General features: G+C 58.8%; 15 protein-coding genes. 6 read left to right on the top strand and 9 right to left on the bottom strand.

Annotation, left to right across the window (positions count from 1 at the left end; genetic code table 11):
• The first annotated feature begins 50 nt into the window (after window positions 1-50).
• The 3 genes from nagK to FO014_RS00590 all read left to right on the top strand — a co-directional run bounded on the left by nagK (window position 51) and on the right by FO014_RS00590 (window position 3,184).
• A complete protein-coding gene (gene nagK, locus FO014_RS00600; RefSeq protein WP_160027024.1) occupies window positions 51-965 on the top strand; it encodes an N-acetylglucosamine kinase in 915 nt (304 codons plus the stop codon).
• A gap of 13 nt (window positions 966-978) precedes the next feature.
• A complete protein-coding gene (cobB, locus tag FO014_RS00595; protein ID WP_160027022.1) occupies window positions 979-1,815 on the top strand; it encodes a Sir2 family NAD+-dependent deacetylase in 837 nt (278 codons plus the stop codon).
• A gap of 142 nt (window positions 1,816-1,957) precedes the next feature.
• Window positions 1,958-3,184 carry a cytochrome P450 gene (locus tag FO014_RS00590; RefSeq protein ID WP_160027021.1) on the top strand — a complete coding sequence of 409 codons (1,227 nt, stop codon included), beginning with the start codon at window positions 1,958-1,960 and terminating at the stop codon, window positions 3,182-3,184.
• Between the two features lie 58 nt (window positions 3,185-3,242).
• Here the strand turns inward: FO014_RS00590 and potD are convergent, their stop codons facing one another.
• The 4 genes from potD to potA form a co-directional block, all read right to left on the bottom strand.
• Window positions 3,243-4,289 (bottom strand): spermidine/putrescine ABC transporter substrate-binding protein PotD, encoded by a 1,047-nt coding sequence (gene potD / locus FO014_RS00585; protein ID WP_105230759.1) that lies wholly within the window; start codon window positions 4,287-4,289, stop codon window positions 3,243-3,245.
• A 207-nt stretch (window positions 4,290-4,496) separates the two neighbouring features.
• Complete coding sequence (gene potC / locus FO014_RS00580) at window positions 4,497-5,273, bottom strand: spermidine/putrescine ABC transporter permease PotC (RefSeq protein ID WP_105230760.1); 777 nt, start codon at window positions 5,271-5,273, stop codon at window positions 4,497-4,499.
• Entirely contained in the window at window positions 5,270-6,130 is an 861-nt protein-coding gene (gene potB, locus FO014_RS00575; protein WP_105230761.1) for a spermidine/putrescine ABC transporter permease PotB, read from the bottom strand. The genes potC and potB overlap by 4 nt, the downstream gene beginning before the upstream one ends.
• Window positions 6,114-7,229 (bottom strand): spermidine/putrescine ABC transporter ATP-binding protein PotA, encoded by a 1,116-nt coding sequence (potA, locus tag FO014_RS00570; protein WP_160027019.1) that lies wholly within the window; start codon window positions 7,227-7,229, stop codon window positions 6,114-6,116. Before potA ends, potB begins: the two co-directional genes overlap by 17 nt.
• Window positions 7,230-7,582: 353 nt before the next feature.
• Here potA and pepT point away from each other — a divergent pair, with 353 nt between their 5' ends.
• From pepT to FO014_RS00555, 3 genes are all read left to right on the top strand, one after another.
• Window positions 7,583-8,815 carry a peptidase T gene (pepT, locus tag FO014_RS00565; RefSeq protein WP_160031310.1) on the top strand — a complete coding sequence of 411 codons (1,233 nt, stop codon included), beginning with the start codon at window positions 7,583-7,585 and terminating at the stop codon, window positions 8,813-8,815.
• A 74-nt stretch (window positions 8,816-8,889) separates the two neighbouring features.
• On the top strand, window positions 8,890-9,984 hold the full coding sequence (locus tag FO014_RS00560) for a malate/lactate/ureidoglycolate dehydrogenase (RefSeq protein WP_160027017.1): 1,095 nt from the start codon (window positions 8,890-8,892) through the stop codon (window positions 9,982-9,984).
• 44 nt (window positions 9,985-10,028) lie between these two features.
• Window positions 10,029-10,775, top strand: coding sequence for a class I SAM-dependent methyltransferase (locus tag FO014_RS00555; protein ID WP_160027015.1), 747 nt, complete (start codon window positions 10,029-10,031; stop codon window positions 10,773-10,775).
• A 58-nt stretch (window positions 10,776-10,833) separates the two neighbouring features.
• On the opposite strand, the gene FO014_RS00550 is transcribed toward FO014_RS00555, so the two are convergent.
• The 5 genes from FO014_RS00550 to hflD all read right to left on the bottom strand — a co-directional run bounded on the left by FO014_RS00550 (window position 10,834) and on the right by hflD (window position 16,447).
• Window positions 10,834-11,955, bottom strand: coding sequence for a ribosomal protein uL16 3-hydroxylase (locus FO014_RS00550; RefSeq protein ID WP_160027013.1), 1,122 nt, complete (start codon window positions 11,953-11,955; stop codon window positions 10,834-10,836).
• Window positions 11,956-12,063: 108 nt separating this feature from the next.
• Window positions 12,064-13,518, bottom strand: a complete 1,455-nt coding sequence (gene phoQ, locus FO014_RS00545) for a two-component system sensor histidine kinase PhoQ (protein WP_160027011.1) — start codon at window positions 13,516-13,518, stop codon at window positions 12,064-12,066.
• Between the two features lie 5 nt (window positions 13,519-13,523).
• On the bottom strand, window positions 13,524-14,195 hold the full coding sequence (gene phoP / locus FO014_RS00540; protein ID WP_015671991.1) for a two-component system response regulator PhoP: 672 nt from the start codon (window positions 14,193-14,195) through the stop codon (window positions 13,524-13,526).
• 233 nt (window positions 14,196-14,428) lie between these two features.
• Window positions 14,429-15,799 (bottom strand): adenylosuccinate lyase, encoded by a 1,371-nt coding sequence (gene purB, locus FO014_RS00535; protein WP_160027009.1) that lies wholly within the window; start codon window positions 15,797-15,799, stop codon window positions 14,429-14,431.
• Window positions 15,800-15,820: 21 nt separating this feature from the next.
• Complete coding sequence (gene hflD, locus FO014_RS00530; RefSeq protein WP_105230768.1) at window positions 15,821-16,447, bottom strand: high frequency lysogenization protein HflD; 627 nt, start codon at window positions 16,445-16,447, stop codon at window positions 15,821-15,823.
• Window positions 16,448-16,500 lie beyond the last annotated feature (53 nt).

Raw genomic sequence — 16,500 nt, 5'->3', positions numbered from 1 at the left:
TAAAAATGGGGCGCAGTGATGCAGCCCCATTTTTTTACGTGAGGTAACGGATGTTCTACGGTTTTGATATGGGCGGCAGCAAAATTGAGCTGGGGGTGTTCGACGCCGACCTGCAACGCGTCTGGCAAAAGCGCGTGGCGACCCCGCGGGACGACTATCGCCAACTGCTGGCGACGCTGCGTGATATGACGCTGGAGGCGGACGCCGTCTGCGGCGCGCCCGGGCAGGTGGGCATCGGCATTCCCGGTTTGCCAAACGATGATGACGGCACGCTGTTTACCGCCAACGTGCCGGCGGCGATGGGGCAGGCGCTGCCGCGCGATTTGGCGGCGCTGATTGGCCGGGAAGTGCGGGTGGAAAACGACGCCAACTGCTTCGCGCTGTCGGAGGCCTGGGATAAGGAGTTCCGTCGCTATCCGGTGGTGTTCGGGCTGATCCTCGGCACCGGCGTGGGCGGCGGCCTGATCGTCGACGGCAAGGTGGTGTCCGGCCGTAATCATATCGCCGGCGAATTCGGGCATCTGCGTCTGCCGGTCGATGCGCTGGAAGTGCTGGGGCGTGATATACCTCGCGTTGCCTGCGGCTGCGGTCATCGTGGTTGCATTGAAAATTACATATCAGGCCGTGGATTTGAGTGGCTGTACGCGCACTTTTATCAGCAGCGCTTGTCTGCGCCGCAAATTATTGCGCATTATCAGGCCGGTGATCCGCAGGCGCAGGCTCACGTTGAGCGTTTTCTCGATCTGCTGGCGATTTGTCTGGGCAATTTACTGACCGTCATCGATCCGCATCTGGTGGTGATTGGCGGGGGATTATCGAATTTTGCAGCGATCTACCAGGCGCTGCCGTCTCGTCTGCCGCGCAGCCTGCTGCGCGTGGCGAAGATGCCGCGGATCGAACCGGCGCGCTATGGCGACGCCGGCGGCGTGCGCGGGGCGGCGTTTCTCAACCTGGCGGATCATTGAATAAGGAGTAGTTATGCGTACGCGCCATCGGCTGCATCAGTTTCGCAAGAGCAAACATGTGCTGCACCAACGTTTTCGTTCGCGGATTTTTCACCGCGATACCATGGCGGCGGCGGAGTTGAAAAAGCCGTTTGTGGTGGTGTTGACCGGGGCAGGTATTTCTGCGGAATCCGGCATTCGCACCTTCCGCGCAGCGGATGGTTTGTGGGAAGAGCACAAGGTGGAGGACGTGGCGACGCCGGAAGGTTTCCAACGCGATCCGGAGCTGGTGCAGGCGTTTTACAATGCGCGCCGCCGCCAGCTGCAGCAGGATGATATCGCGCCGAACGCCGCGCACCGTGCGTTGGCCAGTCTGGAAGAGTGGCTGGGGGATAACTTTCTGCTGGTTACGCAAAATATCGACAATCTGCACGAGCGCGCCGGCAACCGCCGGGTGGTACATATGCATGGAGAACTGCTGAAGGTGCGCTGCACGCAGTCCGGCCAGGTGGTTGACTGGCCCGGCGATCTGAGCGTCGACGACCGCTGCCACTGCTGCCAGTTCCCGGCGCCGCTGCGCCCGCACGTGGTGTGGTTCGGCGAAATGCCGATCGGTATGGACGATATTTATCAGGCTCTGGAGAGGGCGGATTTCTTCGTCGCTATCGGCACCTCCGGGCATGTGTATCCGGCGGCCGGGTTTGTGCATGAGGCACGGCTGAGCGGTGCGCATACCATGGAACTGAATCTGGAGCCGAGCCAGGTGGAAAGTCAGTTTGCCGAGAAGCATTACGGGCCGGCCAGTGAAGTGGTACCGCGCTTTGTACATAAGTTTCTGATGGGGAAAATTGAACGCGCCGATCGGCCGTAACCCTGTTGGCGTCGCTGCGGCGTACGCGCAGCGACGTTAATTATTGTTGTTAGTGCGTGCACGATAATGAAACTTTGCTTTACTAAAGCATGGCTCTTTCGCTCGAAAGAGCGTGTCTCAGGCAAAAAGAGGTTTCATATACGTGAATAACGCTAATGATAGAACCCTGCGCTTTAATCCTGCCTCGCCCTCATTTAATCATCATATCTATCAGATTTATCAGCGTATGCGTCAGCAGCAACCGCTACTGCGCATCGGCAGAACCTGGGTGCTGACGCGCTATCAGGATGTCAGCACCGCGCTGCGTGCCCCGCAATTAAGCTGCACCGGCATTCCGCGGCATTTGACGGCGGAATTTGAGCGTCTGCAATGTGGTCTGGAGCCGGCGTTGGCGGAGCTGGTGCAAAATATTGCGCTGTTTCAGGATAACGTTACGCACCGGGCACACCGCAAGCCACTGATGGCGCTGTTCGGCCGCGAACCGCTGGCGCAGCTCAAACAGCTGGCCGCCGGTGAAATCAAGCGAATGATCGCCGATCTGGCGACGACCGAACGTCTGGATGTGATTGCACAGCTGGCGCGCCCGCTGTGGCCGCGGCTGTTTGCCCGCTGGCTGAACCTTTCGCCGCAGCAGTGTCAGGTGATTGAACAGGAGAAAGAGAGCATCCGTCTGCTGCTCGATCCCAGCGCGATCGACCGGGCCGGGCTTGAACAACTGGCGTTGGCGCTGCGGCGGCTGAACGAAGTATTCAGTCAGCTCTATCAGAGCTGCGTCAACGGCCATCCTTCGCCGTTTTTTTCCGCCCTGGCGCAGGGCTATGGCGCCGACAGCGCGCTGTTGCAACGCTATTTCAGCACGGACTGCATCACCATCCTGATTGGCGGCAGTGAAACCACCGAGGCGTTGATCGGCAATCTGATGCAGATCGTCGCGCAGGATGAACGATTACAGCAGCTGCTGCGGCAGCATCCGCAGTGGATAGCGCAGGCGGTGCAGGAAACGCTGCGTTATGAATCGCCGTTGCAGATGGCGCGCCGCACCGTCTGCCAGCCGTGGGAGCTGCATGGGCGTACTCTGCGCGAGCAGGATGCGGTGTTGCTGTGTCTGGGGGCCGCCAACCGTGATGAAACACAGTTTCACGCAGCGCATCAGTTCAATTTGCACCGGGACAATAGCCAGCGCCATCTCGGATTTGGCGGCAGCGCGCATCTCTGTGCGGGGCAGTTGTTGGCGAAGTTTCAGGCGGAAAACGTGTGCGCCGCGCTGCTGCGCCATTTTCCGCGACTTAAACCGTCGGGGACGGTGGAGTGGCAAACGGACAGTTTGATTTTACGTTCGCTGAAGTCACTGCCGTTGGCACTGGGCTAAATGGGGAGGGGAACAGGGCCGGGCATTGCGCCCGGCCTGAATCAGCCAAAGGTTGGCGTTAGCGGCCGGCCTTCAGCTTCTGGAATTGGGTTTCGTACAGCGTGCTGGCGTCGCCGACGTCGTTCTGCCATTCGCCGTTTTTGATCACTGCTTCGTCCGGATACAGTGACTTATCGTTGGCAATGTCCGGCGGCAGCAGTTTTTTCGCGGCCAGATTCGGCGTTGGGTAACCGATGGTTTTCGCCACCTGCACGGCAATTTCCGGCCGCAGCAGGAAGTTGATCAGCTTCAGCGCGCCGTCGACGTTTTTGGCGTTAGCCGGGATCGCCAGGCTGTCCATCCAGAAAATACCGCCTTCCTTCGGCCAGACAATCTCCAGCGGCGTGCCGGCCTGACGGGCGACAAAGGCCGAGCCGTTCCACACCATGCCCAGGTTGACTTCCCCTTCCATAAACGGGTTGCCCGGGTTGTCGGAGTTAAAGGCCAGCACGTTCGGCATCAGCTTTTTCAGCTCGTTATAGGCGGCTTCAATCTCTTGCGGATTGGTGGTGTTGCCGGAATAGCCCAGTTTCCGCAGCGCCATCTGGAACACTTCGCGCGCGTCATCGGTCAGCAGCAGGCTGCTTTTGTACTCCGGCTTCCACAGGTCGGCCCATGAGGTAATGGTTTTCGGGTCGATCTCGTCGCTGTTGACGCCGATGGCGGTGGCGCCCCAGATATACGGGATGGAATAATCGTTATTCGGATCGAACGGTTTGTTCAGCAGGTTGGGATCCAGATCCTTAAAGTTGCTGAGCTTGCTCTTGTCGATCTTCTGCAGCATGCCTTCCTTACTCATCTTGGCGATGAAATAGGTGGAAGGCACCACCAGATCGTACGCGCCGTCTTTATAGGTCTTCAGCTTGGCGTACATGCTTTCATTGGATTCATAGGTGGAATAGATCACCTTAATCCCCGTTTCTTTGGTGAACTGATCGAGCAGGCCCGGCGGCACATATTCAGTCCAGTTATAGAAATAGAGGGTTTTGCCGTCATCGGCGGCGGTTGCAGAGCCGATGCTCAGTGCCATCATCCCGGCTGCGAGCAGGTGTGACCACTTTTTCATGCAGCGTATCCTTCAGCAGTTATCGCGTTTAACAGTATAGGCCGAATAGCGGCGCGGCGGTCCTATACCCCAGAGAGTGGCCATTATAGGCGGCGGGCGGCGCGGGGTAAAGGCAGTTATCCCCTTGGTAAATAGCGGCTTTTAGTCTGGAAAACGGGACGGCAGGTGAGAAACGGACACATTCACAATTGGAATGTGTCCGTTCGATTATTTGACGTTGCGATCGCGCAGGATCAGCTGGCTGGCGAGCACCAGCACCAGCGACATCAGCAGCAGAATGGTGGCGAGGGCGTTGACCTCCGGCGAGACGCCGACCTTGACCATCGAATAGATCTTCAGCGGCAGGATCTCATAGCTCGGCCCGGTGACGAACGAAGACACCACCACATCATCCATCGACAGGGTAAAGCTCAGCAGCCAGCCGGCGGCGACGGCCGGCATCGCCAGCGGCAGGATGATTTTGCGCAGGATCGTCACCTCGCCGGCGCCGAGGTCGCGCGCCGCTTCCAGCATTTTGACGTCGAAGCCTTTCAGCCGCGAGTAGACGGTCACCACCACAAACGGCAGGCAGAAAGTGATATGCGAAAACAGCAGCGACCAGAAGCCCAGCGAGATGCCCAGTAGCATAAACAGCACCAGCAGGGAGATCGCCATCACGATATCCGGCGACATCATCACCACAAACAGCATACCGCTGACGAACGGCTTGCCGCGGAAGCGGTAGCGGTACAGCGCCACCGCGGTCAGCGAGCCGATCAGCGTGGCGAAGGTGGCTGACAGCACCGCCATGGTCAGCGAGTGGCCCGCCGCCTGCAGCAGACTGTCGTTGTTGAGCAGGGTCGAGTACCAGTCGACGGTAAACCCTTGCCAGTTGATGCCAAAGCGCGATGCGTTGAACGAGTTGACGATCAGAATCACGATCGGAATATATAAATAGGCGTAAATGATGGTCATAAAACCACCGCGTAGCAGGCGTCCGATCATTCCAGTTCCACCTTCTTGTTCAGCAGCTTCGCCGCGCGGTAGTACACCAGCAGCATCAGGCCCATGACCAGCGTCAGGCAGATGCTGGTGGCAGCGCCAAACGGCCAGTCGCGAATATTCAGGAACTGGCTCTTGATCACGTTGCCGATCAGCAGGTTTTTCGCGCCGCCCATCAGGTCCGCAACGAAGAACAGCCCCATTGCCGGCAGGATCACCAGCAGGCAGCCGGCGATAATGCCGGGCATGGTCAGCGGCACGATGATGCGGATAAAGGTCTGCAGCTTGCTGGCGCCGAGATCGCGCGCCGCTTCCAGACAGGATTTATCCAGCTTCTCAATGCTGGAATAGAGCGGCATCACCATAAACGGCAGCAGAATATAAATCAGGCCCAGCACCACCGCTTCGGAGGTGTACATGATGCGAAACGGTTTGTCGATTACCCCCAGCCACAGCAGGAAATCGTTCAGATAGCCGCGGGTGCTGAGGAACAGCTTCAGGCCGTAGATACGGATCAGCGAGTTGGTCCAGAAGGGGACGATCAGCAGAAACAGCAGCAGCGGCCGCACCTTCTGCGGCAGGCGCGCCAGAATAAAGGCGAACGGATAGCCGATCACCAGGCAGCACAGGGTGGCGATCACCGCCATATTCAGCGAGTGCAGCAGCACTTCGGCGTACAGCGGATCGAACAGCCGGGTGTAGTTATCCAGCGTGAACACCATCTGAATCAGATTGGCGTCGTCGCGGGTCAGGAAGCTGGTGCCGATAATCATCAGGTTCGGCATAAACACGAACAGCACCAGCCAGGCGACTACCCCGGTAATCACCACATTCTGGAACAGTTTACGCGAGGTCTTCATCGGCCAGCACCACCTCCCAGCTTTCAACCCAGGTCACCGCCATTTTCTGATTCAGCGAGTGGTCGACGTCCGGATCGTCTTCGTTAAAGAATTCGCTAACCATGACCATCTTGCCGTTTTCCAGCTCGACGACCGAGTCCAGCGTCATTCCCTTGTAGTTACGTTCCCGCACATAGCCGATCAGGCCGTCGACCTGCTCGGCGCCGTTGATCTCCTCAACGCGCAGATCCTCCGGCCGCAGCAGCACTTTCAGGCGCTGGCCGGCGCTGACCGGCAGGCTGGCGTAGATATCGCATTCGCGCCCTTCGACGTTGGCGCGCACCCGCTGCGCGTCGATGCGCTGCAGTACGGTGGCGTCAAAGATATTAATCTCGCCGATAAAGCTGGCGACGAACAGGTTGCGCGGCTCTTCGTAGATCTCGCGCGGCGTGCCGTCCTGCTCAATGCGGCCTTCGCGCATCACCACGATGCGGTCCGACATGGTCAGCGCCTCTTCCTGATCGTGGGTGACGAAGACAAAGGTGATGCCGAGCTTGCGCTGCAGCGCCTTCAGCTCGTTCTGCATCTGTTTGCGCAGCTTATAGTCCAGCGCCGACAGTGACTCGTCCAGCAGCAGAACCTTGGGTTTATTCACCACCGCGCGGGCGATGGCGACGCGCTGCTGCTGACCGCCGGACAGCTGGCTGGGACGCCGCTGTGCAAAGGTTTCCAACTGCACCATGCGCAGCGCTTCTTCCACCCGCGGGGTAATCTCCGTCGCCGGCGTTTTCTGCATCCGTAGGCCGAAGGCGACGTTGTCAAACACCGTCATGTGCGGGAACAGCGCGTAGCTCTGGAAAACGGTATTGACGTGGCGGTGTTCGGCCGGAATGTCGGTAATATCCAGACCGTCGAGCACGATCTGGCCGCTGTCGACATCTTCCAGACCGGCGATCAGGCGCAACACGGTGGTTTTGCCGCAGCCGGAGGGGCCGAGGATCGTCAAAAACTCGCCGTGATTAATGGTGAGGTCAAGATCGCTGATGATGGTTTTGCCGTCGAATCCTTTGCTTAACGCTTTCAATTCAACAAGTGGCTTCAGAGAGGATTTCTCAGTCATTTATGGTGTCACTCTATCCCGTGAACTCTTGCAGATAGAACCGCCGCTGGAAAAGACTGCGAGAGCTGGCGAAATACCCCGCCGTACAAAAGCTCAAAACCAGTGGCGCCGCTCGAAATTTTTAGAGCGCGCATGATAGACGCTGTGGCAGTGAATTGAAAGCCGAACCGCCGGCAACGCGCTGATTTTTACCATTATAGCCGCACTATACGACAATTTAACGTATTCATTACGCCAATAAATCATTACCGACGGTAATGATTCTCACTAATTCTGGTTAAAAATGACCTGACGCAATATTTCCCGCCAGGCGCTTTAGCATAATGACTTGCGATAATCTGAAGGGCGCCATCATGGATAAACTACTCGATCGTTTTTTTAACTACGTCACCTTTGATACGCAATCCAAAGCGAACGTTAAACATGTGCCAAGTACGGACGGGCAGCTGAAACTGGCGCGCGCGTTACAGCAGGAGCTGCTGGCGCTGGGTTTTGCGCAGGTGATGCTCAGCGAACACGGCTGCGTCACGGCGACGCTGCCAGCCAATGTCGCCTGGCCGGTGCCCGCCATCGGATTTATCTCCCATCTTGATACCTCGCCGGACGTCAGCGGCAAACAGGTGAATCCGCAAATTGTGGAGAATTATCGCGGTGGTGATATTGCGCTGGGCATCGGCGATGAGGTGCTTTCGCCGGTGCGCTTCCCGGTGTTGCATCAACTGCTGGGGCAGACGCTGATCACCACCGACGGCAAAACGCTGCTCGGGGCGGATGATAAGGCCGGCATTGCGGAAATCATTACCGCCATGGTGCGTCTGCGGCAGCAGCAGATTCCGCACGGGGATATCCGCATCGCCTTTACGCCCGATGAAGAAGTCGGCAAAGGGGCCCGCTATTTTGACGTCGAGAGCTTTGACGCCGCCTGGGCCTATACCATTGACGGCGGCGGCGTGGGGGAGCTGGAGTGTGAGAACTTCAACGCTGCCTCGGCGTTGGTGAAGATTGTTGGCAACAATGCGCATCCCGGCAGCGCCAAGGGCGTGATGGTCAACGCGCTGACGCTGGCGACCCGTTTCCACCAGTGTCTGCCGGCGGATGAAACGCCGGAAAACACCGCGGATTATCAGGGGTTCTATCATCTGAGCAGCATCAAGGGGCAGGTCGACCGCGCCGAGATGCACTATATCCTGCGCGACTTTGAGCGCGACGGCTTTGCCGCCCGCAAACGCGCGCTGATAGCGGCGGCGGAGCAGGTGGGCAAAGGACTGCCGCGTGAGTGCCACATCGACGTCACCATTGAGGACAGCTACTACAACATGCGCGAGCTGGTGGCCGAGCATCCGCACGTGGTCGAACTGGCGCAGCAGGCGATGCGCGACTGCGGAATTGAGCCCATCATTAAGCCGATCCGCGGCGGTACCGACGGCGCGCAGCTCTCTTTCAAGGGACTGCCGTGCCCCAATCTGTTTACCGGCGGCTACAATTTCCACAGCAAACACGAATTTATTACGCTGGAGGGGATGGAGCAGGCGGTGGCGGTGATTATGCGTATCGCAACCCTGACGGCGGAGCGCGCCAAAGGTTGATGAGTTGTTAACTTGCCGCAATTAATTTTTGTGCCTAGGGTTGAGTAACATTTTTGCACAAGGAGATTTGCGGCATGAGTTCTGAGTATCGTATCGGCAGCCAGGGATTAGGGCAGTTTGTTCAGGCGATCTGGCGCCATACCGGCAGTTCCGCCCGTGAGGCTGAGCTGGTGGCGGAACACCTGGTGCAGGCCAATCTGGCCGGGCATGATTCGCACGGCGTTGGCATGATCCCGCGCTATATGTCATCGCTGGAGCAGGGGCATCTGCAGCTGAATACCCATGTCAGGGTGGTGAAGGATGCCGGCGCGGTGCTGACGCTGGACGGCGGCAAAGGATTTGGTCAGGTGGTCGCCAGCGAAGCGATGGAGCGCGGTATTGAACGGGCGCGCCAGCTGGGAATTTCCGCCGTGGCGCTGCACAATGCCCACCATATCGGCCGCATCGGCCACTGGGCGGAGCAGTGCGCGCGTGCCGGCTTTGTTTCTATCCATTTCGTCAATGTGATGGGCGATCCGATGGTGGCGCCGTTTGGCGGCAGCGACCGCCGCTTCGGCACCAATCCTTTCTGCATGATTTTTCCTCGTCCTGGCCAGGCGCCGCTGTTGCTGGACTTTGCCACCAGCGGCATTGCTTACGGCAAAACGCGCGTTGCGTACAACAAAGGCCTGACGGTAGCGCCCGGCTATCTGATCGATGAGCAGGGCCGGCCGACCAACGAACCAAAGGTAATGCATGAAGCGCCGTTTGGTTCGCTGCTGCCGTTCGGCGCCCATAAGGGCTATGCGCTGGCGACGCTGTGCGAAATTCTGGGCGGCGCGCTGTCCGGCGGGCAAACCACCCATGATGATACGCTGCAGGTGACCAACGACACGATCATCAACGGCATGACCACCATTATTCTCAACCCGGACGCCTTTGAAGCGCCGGCAATGCAGGCTGAGGCCGAAGCCTTTGTTGACTGGGTAAAGGCCTCGCCGGAAAGCGGCGACGAGCCGATTCAGGTGCCAGGCGAGTGGGAAGAGATGAACCGTGCGCTGCGTCTGCAGGACGGCATCCCGATTGATGCCAATACCTGGCAGCAGATTTGCGCCGCGGCGCAGGCGGCCGGCATGCCGCAGGCCGAGCTGGAAGGCTATCGCGCGCTGGCACGGGCTGACTCCGTGTAATACGGCTGACGTCGACTGTTCGGAAAAATACAGGGGAACACGGAATGCAGCAGTTTAATACCCATGCGCAGGCTTATAACGCGGTGCGCAGCAAGATTAGCTATCCCGATGCGTTGTATGCGTCGTTGGCGGCCAGAGCGCCGGCGCATAACGCTGCGCTTGATATCGGCTGCGGCAACGGTGTTTCTACGGTGCGTCTGCAGGGGCTGTTTCAGCAGGTGGAAGGCTGCGATATCGGTGCGGCGCTGATCGAGAAGGCGCGGCAGAACTACCCGGCGCTGACTTTCAGCGTCTGTGCTGCGGAAGATTTTGCGCCTGCCCGCCGTTTTGACCTTATCACCAGCGCCACGTCGTTTTATTGGATGGATCGCAAGGCGGTGCTGATGAAATTGCCGGCGTGGCTGAATCCCGGCGGGTTGTTCTGCGCGTACAAATATGATTTTCCGCTGGCGTACGGGCCGCTGCGTGATTTTATCGAGCGGGAACTGGTGACCAACTGGGCGCGTTACCGCGATCCCCGGCTGACGCAGTACGATGACACGCTGGAAATCATGCAGGGCTGCCGCCACCTGCAGCAGGCCCGGCGTGAGGTGTTCGCCAATATCATTTTCCTGACGCCGGAAGAGGTGGCGCTGTTCTTTTTATCCACCAGCTACGTGACGCGCTATATCGAAGAAGAGGGCGGGCAGGCGTATATCGAACGGTTCAGCGCCGCGGTGCGGGAGATAGCGCGGTCGGAGAGAGTGGCGATGAACTTTGATATTCATGCGTTTACCGCCGTGATGAGCTAGGCGCCGGCGAAAAAAAGCCCCCGGAGTCGGGGGCTGATAAATGAGCGTACAGACGGCGTCAGTCGTTGAAATACCAATAGCCGTTGTTGATCAGCGCGGTCAGCAGGGCGAGGAAGGATGGATCGTCGACCGCATCGCCCAGCAGTTCGGCATTGACGCTGAAGTGCTGGCATAGGGCATCGGCCGCCTGCAGGTGTTCGGTATCGATCGGCTCCCCGTTGACGAAACACCGATCGCCGACGCGTAATACGCGCAGGCCGCCCAGACGCTGCAACGCTTCACCCTGTTGCAGCAGCTCGTAGATTTCACCGGCCTGATATGGCGGCTCCGGCGGCGCGACGTCGAGCTCGTGGCGCGACTGAGAAATAAACTCGCCGAACCAGTGCTGGAAGTGCTCCGGCTGCTGTACCAGATCCAGCATCATCGCGCGCAGCGCGTCCACTTCCTGCGGCAGTACCTCGGCCGGGTGCTCGCGCAGCTGAATATCGGGGTCGCCATAGCGTTTGCTGCCCAGTTCGCGCGCCAGTACGTAATCGGCGAAGCCGCTGATCAGCTCCCGGCCGTTGGGCGCACGGAAACCAACCGAATAGTTAAGCGCGTTTTCCAACGCGTAGCCTTCATGCGGGAAGCCCGGCGGAATATAGAGAATATCGCCCGGCTCCATCTCCTCGTCGATAATGGCGTCGAACGGCTCCACCTGCAGCAGGTCCGGATGCGGACAGTGCTGCTTCATCGGCACTTTTTCCCCGACGCGCCAGCGGCGGCGGCCGGTGCCCTGAATGATAAATACGTCATATTGGTCAAGGTGCGGCCCTACGCCGCCGCCCGGCACCGAGAAGGAGATCATCAGATCGTCCATGCGCCAGTCCGGCAGTTGGCGGAACGGGCGCATCAGCGCGGCGGATGGCTCGTGCCAGTGGTCCACCGCCTGCACCAGCAGCGACCAGTTGTTTTCACCCAGGTGGTCATAACTTTCGAAAGGCCCGTGCGCCACCTGCCAGCGCCCGTCCTGATGGCTGACGACTCGGCTGTCTACCTCATTTTCCATTGCCAGCCCGGCCAGTTCGTCCGGAGAGATCGGATCGATAAAGTTTTTAAAGCCGCGCTTGAGAATCACCGGACGCTTTTGCCAATAACGCTGCAGAAAATCGCGCCAGTCCAGATCTAATTGATAATCCATGTTGTATTCCAGGAGAGGAGTGTGCCTGTAGAGGATTATATACTCTTCGCCGCTGAAGCTGCAGCATTGTCGGCAGAGATCCGGCGCGTGGCGCGCCGGTGTGCGGATTTATTCGCCGTGCGTATCGTACTGGCGGGCAAAGGTGACCATCATGCGCGCGCCGCCGAGCGGGCTGTCGGCGATGGTGATCTCCCCGTCGTACTGTTCGATAATTTCCGCCGCTACCGACAGGCCCAGCCCCTGGCCGGGGCTGAGGGTATCGACGCGCTGGCCACGCTGAAAAATCAGCGTGCGTTTGCTCTGCGGGATGCCGGGGCCGTCATCGTCCACCACGAGGGTCAGGTGTTCATCGGAGTGCAGGGTAGAAACCTCAACAAACTCCAGGCAGTATTTACAGGCGTTTTCCAGCACGTTGCCCATCACTTCCATAAAATCGTTTTTCTCGCCGATAAAGGTGACCTCCGGCGAAATATCCAGCGTAATCACCACGCCCTTGCGCTGGTACACCTTGTTCAGCGCCAGGCTCAGGCTGTCGAGCAGCGCCGGCACCGAGTGGATCTCCCGCGTCAGCACCGTCTGCCCGGAGTTGATGCTGGCGCGGTGCAGGTAATAACCAATCTGCTGCGAGATGCGGCCGATCTGTTCGAGCATGATCGGCTCCGCCTCTTCAATGGTGGTCTGCTTGCCGGAACGCAGCGAGCGCAGCGTGGTCTGCAGCACCGCCAGCGGCGTCTTCAGGCTGTGGGTCAGGTCGGACAGCGTGGTGCGGTACTTGGTGTAACGCTGGCGTTCGTTGCGTAACAGAATATTCAGGTTGCGCACCAGGCCGCGCAGTTCACTGGGGGGATTTTCATCCAGCTGGTCGCGTTCGCCGTTTTCCAGATCGCCGACCTGATGGATCAGCGTTTTGATCGGCCGCAGGCTCCAGTAGGCGGCCAGCCACAGCAGCGGCACCACCAGCAGCAGGTTGGCCAGCAGCACATAGCTGAACCACTCCCACACCACGTCCGAGCGCTGCAGCTCCTGCGGAATGGAGTCGACCACCACAATGGTCAGCGCCGGCAGGCGCGCGGTGGCGGCATAGGTATTGACCGCCACCGAGTGGGTTAACGCATTTTGGTCGGACGCGTCATAGTCTTTCAGCTGATCCTGCGCCTTGGGGTTGTCGCCCAGCACCTCGCTGCTGATGCGGGTGTCGGTGTCGATTTCATAAAATCCGGCTTCTTTCAGCCATTTTTTATCGATCAGCCTTTCCAGCTCGGGCATCTTGCGCTGGCTCCACAGCAGATGGCCATGCTCATCATAAATAAACACCAGCGTCGGGGAGTTCAGATCGATATCGGGCGGAATGGCGATGGTGAGTTTTTGGTCCTTCCACTGGGCCAGGCTGAAAAACAGATTGCTTTCGCTGCGCAGCAGACGGAAGGCGGTTTTGTCGAAACTGACAATGTAGCCGACCACCGCCACCAGCCCGTAGGAGAGCGACAGCGCCAGAATGACGCCGGCGGTCGCCATCAGAAAGCGGGCGCGCAGCGAGAACGGCTTTTTATCCCTGTTGAACATAACACTCACTTAATGTCGAAGCGGTATCCTTGGCCACGCACCGTGGTGATCACTTCCTGCGGATGCTCGGCCTGGAGCTTTTTACGCAGACGGCCCATCAGCACGTCGATAGTGTGGCTTTCACGCAGCTCGGCGTCGGGATAGAGCTGCAGCATCAGCAGATCTTTACTGACCACCTTGCCGGCGTTGCGGATCAGCGTTTCGATAATGGTGTATTCGAACGCCGTCAGTTTGATCTGCTGCTCGTTAACGCAGAGTTCGCGGCGCGACAGATCGATCTGGAAGGGCGGCAGCACGATGACCTGTGAGGCAAGACCGCTATTGCGGCGCATCAAGGCCTGCATGCGGGCGATTACCTCTTCCAGATGGAAAGGTTTGGTGACATAGTCGTCGGCGCCGGCTTCCAGCACCGCCACTTTGTCCTGCCAGCTTTCGCGGGCGGTCAGCACCAGAATCGGCAGTTTGACCTGATGTGCGCGCCAGCGGCGGATCAGCGCCAGTCCGTCCTCACCCGGCAGGCCGAGGTCGACAATGGCGATATCCGGCGCGTGTTCCTGCAGAAAATAATCTGCTTCTTTGCTGTCTTCCGCCGCGTCGACCTGATGTCCCATCTCGCGCATCTGTACCGAAAGGTGATGACGCAGCAGACCATTATCTTCAACCACCAATATTCGCATCGATAATCTCCTGTTTTCGCGCGGGTGCGGCTCCAATCACCCAAATTATATAGGTATCACGCAATTAAGCACGGTTTTCCCGGATTGCGGCTTAATTATCGGCAGCGACCGGTAAACGTTGACTCAACGACGGTGGGGTGAAGCTTAACCAAACTTAAACGGATAGAACGTGGCGACGGCGGGGCGATAAAAAAGGCGGCCCGGAGGCCGCCTGGCTGCGTACGGGCGCAGGATTATTTCAGTTCGTCCACCATGGTGGTGGCGCGGCCGATATAGTTGGCCGGCGTCATTGCTTTCAGACGGGTTTTCTCGTCTTCCGGCAGCGCCAGGCCGTCGATAAACGCCTGCATGCCGGCGGCGTCCACGCGTTTGCCGCGGGTCAGCTCTTTCAGCTTCTCATACGGTTTTTCAATGCCGTAGCGGCGCATTACGGTCTGGATCGGCTCGGCCAGCACTTCCCAGTTGTGGTCCAGTTCGTCCAGCAGGTGCGCCTGGTTCACTTCCAGCTTGCTGATGCCCTTCAGGGTGGACTGATAGGCGATCAACGCATAGCCGATGCCCACGCCCAGGTTGCGCAGTACGGTGGAGTCGGTCAGGTCGCGCTGCCAGCGGGACACCGGCAGTTTGCTCGCCAGATGGCCCAGCACGGCGTTAGCCAGGCCCAGGTTGCCTTCGGAGTTTTCGAAGTCAATCGGATTGACCTTGTGCGGCATGGTGGACGAGCCGATCTCGCCGGCGATGGTCTTCTGCTTGAAGTGGTTCAGCGCGATGTAGCCCCAGATATCGCGATCGAAGTCGATCAGGATAGTGTTGAAGCGGGCGATGCAGTCGAACAGTTCAGCAATGTAGTCGTGCGGTTCGATCTGGGTGGTGTACGGGTTCCAGGTAATGCCCAGCGAGGTGACGAACTCTTCGCTGAAGCGGTGCCAGTCCACTTCCGGGTAGGCGACGATGTGGGCGTTATAGTTGCCGACGGCGCCGTTGATTTTACCGAGGATCTCGACGCGCTCCAGCTGGCGGTATTGACGCTCCATGCGGTAAGCCACGTTGGCCAGCTCTTTGCCCACGGTAGACGGCGTGGCCGGCTGGCCGTGGGTGCGGGACAGCAGCGGAATATCGCGGTATTCCTGCGCCAGCTTGGCGATGGCGTCGATAGTCTGACGCCAGTAAGGCAGCACCACGTCCTGGCGGGCGGTGCTCAGCATCAGCGCGTGGGACAGGTTATTGATATCTTCGGAGGTACAGGCGAAGTGGATAAACTCGGACACCGCGTGCAGGGCCGGCATCGTCGCCACTTTTTCCTTGAGAAAATACTCGACCGCTTTCACATCGTGGTTGGTGGTGCGTTCGATGGTTTTGATGCGCTGAGCGTCTTCTTCGCTGAATTCTGCAACGATCTTGTCGAGGAAAGCGTTTGCGTCGGCGTCAAAAGCAGGAACTTCCTTGATTTCTGCGCAGGCCGCCAGTTTTTGCAGCCAACGTACTTCAACCTGTACGCGGAATTTCAGCAGGCCGAATTCGCTGAAAATGGTGCGCAGTGCGCTGACTTTATCACCGTAGCGTCCGTCAACGGGGGAAACGGCGGTCAGTGAGGATAATTCCATCGGTAGCAACTCCTGGGAAAATTAACAATGAGCAACGATATTTTGCGCCTGTGTGAACAGACGATTACGGGAAAACATTAACTGCAGGCGGCTGCCGCCGACCTGTTGCCACAGCACGGCGGCGCGGATGCCGGCCAGCAGCGTGGCGCGCACTTTGGCCTGCACCTGGCTGTTTTGTAAAATGGCCGGTGAACCGGTGACCTGAATGCGCGGCCCCAGCGGGCTGACCACGTCGACATAGATGCCGGCCAGCGCGCTGATAATGGTGTCGGATTCCAGCTCGAAATGCGCCAGCTGACGCTCCAGCTGTTCAAGGCGTTCGCCGAGGGTATTCATCGCCTGTTTGTTGGCGTTGAGCTTGCGTTCCAGCACCATCAGGCTGATGGTGTAGCGGGTCAGTTCGGCGCCGGGGCCTTTATTATTGGCGTTCAGTACGCCCATCAGCGTTTCCAGACCGACTTTCAGATTACGTTCTTCGCCGCCGAATACCGCCAGCGTAGAGGAGGGGTTCATCTGCAGCAGGCTGCTGAGCGAGGTGTGCAACGCGTCGCGGTCGCATTGCCCTTCATGCGCGAGCTGCTGAACCAAACGCGCTGACTGGCTGATTCCGGCCATGGCCAACGTGATGTCATAATAATTCTTCGCCACGAATACTCCTGTATACGGTACATGGCTTACGGTGACAGGCTGCGTGACGGCAA

The sequence above is a fragment of the Serratia rhizosphaerae genome, from assembly GCF_009817885.1.
Lineage (GTDB): Bacteria > Pseudomonadota > Gammaproteobacteria > Enterobacterales > Enterobacteriaceae > Serratia_B > Serratia_B rhizosphaerae.
This window is presented reverse-complemented; position numbering and strand designations above follow the sequence as displayed.

What these genes read in the sequence shown, in the direction of transcription:
- nagK (WP_160027024.1), top strand. Translation starts at nt 51, where the DNA reads ATGTTCTACGGTTTTGATATGGGCGGCAGCAAAATTGAGCTGGGGGTG.
- purB (WP_160027009.1), bottom strand. Translation starts at nt 15,799, where the DNA reads ATGGAATTATCCTCACTGACCGCCGTTTCCCCCGTTGACGGACGCTAC.
- potA (WP_160027019.1), bottom strand. Translation starts at nt 7,229, where the DNA reads ATGACTGAGAAATCCTCTCTGAAGCCACTTGTTGAATTGAAAGCGTTA.
- phoP (WP_015671991.1), bottom strand. Translation starts at nt 14,195, where the DNA reads ATGCGAATATTGGTGGTTGAAGATAATGGTCTGCTGCGTCATCACCTT.
- cobB (WP_160027022.1), top strand. Translation starts at nt 979, where the DNA reads ATGCGTACGCGCCATCGGCTGCATCAGTTTCGCAAGAGCAAACATGTG.
- FO014_RS00550 (WP_160027013.1), bottom strand. Translation starts at nt 11,955, where the DNA reads ATGGATTATCAATTAGATCTGGACTGGCGCGATTTTCTGCAGCGTTAT.
- pepT (WP_160031310.1), top strand. Translation starts at nt 7,583, where the DNA reads ATGGATAAACTACTCGATCGTTTTTTTAACTACGTCACCTTTGATACG.
- phoQ (WP_160027011.1), bottom strand. Translation starts at nt 13,518, where the DNA reads ATGTTCAACAGGGATAAAAAGCCGTTCTCGCTGCGCGCCCGCTTTCTG.
- potC (WP_105230760.1), bottom strand. Translation starts at nt 5,273, where the DNA reads ATGATCGGACGCCTGCTACGCGGTGGTTTTATGACCATCATTTACGCC.
- FO014_RS00560 (WP_160027017.1), top strand. Translation starts at nt 8,890, where the DNA reads ATGAGTTCTGAGTATCGTATCGGCAGCCAGGGATTAGGGCAGTTTGTT.
- FO014_RS00555 (WP_160027015.1), top strand. Translation starts at nt 10,029, where the DNA reads ATGCAGCAGTTTAATACCCATGCGCAGGCTTATAACGCGGTGCGCAGC.
- potB (WP_105230761.1), bottom strand. Translation starts at nt 6,130, where the DNA reads ATGAAGACCTCGCGTAAACTGTTCCAGAATGTGGTGATTACCGGGGTA.
- potD (WP_105230759.1), bottom strand. Translation starts at nt 4,289, where the DNA reads ATGAAAAAGTGGTCACACCTGCTCGCAGCCGGGATGATGGCACTGAGC.